Here is a 537-nt window from a genome sequence, read left to right as displayed (position 1 = left end):
GCTTAGAGCAATTCAAACAGGTATATCGCAACGGTCGTAAATGGAACCGCTGTGTGGAAGCCATTGGCAACATCGGCAACATCAAAGATGGCGTGATGCACTCGATTGGCGATTCACTGGTTTACATGGTTGAAGATGGCATCGCGAAACAAACCGCGACGTTCATCGGTAACCGTCGTTACTTCGATGTGCATTACTACCTCGAAGGTCGAGAAACCGTTGAGTTCGCGGATAAAACCGCGTTGACACTAGAACAAGCTTATCGTGATGAAACCGACCGCGAATTTTTTTCTGGTCAGGGTGAAATACGTGAGCTTTGCGAAGGCCAAGTAGCGATTTTTGAAAACAGTGAAGCGTACCGCTTCCACGGAGACAACCGCGTAAGAAAAGTGGTGCTCAAAGTGACCATCGAAGATGGCTATTTCCTAAATAAATAACGGCTTACAGGCAAGGCCAGACAACGCGTCTGGCCTAACAACAAAATAATTAAATAAACCCAAAGTAATTCAGATCACAGATCAGTTGTAGACCTCAGCA

The 537-nt window shown here is 46.0% G+C and carries 1 protein-coding gene; it reads left to right on the top strand.

From position 1 onward, the window contains the following. The coding region (locus R7190_RS30145) for a beta-galactosidase subunit beta (protein ID WP_318138246.1) at positions 1-437 on the top strand (437 nt) is incomplete at its 5' end. Between the last annotated feature and the right edge of the window lie 100 nt (positions 438-537).

The sequence above is a fragment of the Vibrio sp. 1078-1 genome, assembly GCF_033340475.1.
Note: the sequence above shows the minus strand (reverse complement) of the source record. Positions and strands in the feature narration are given on the sequence as shown.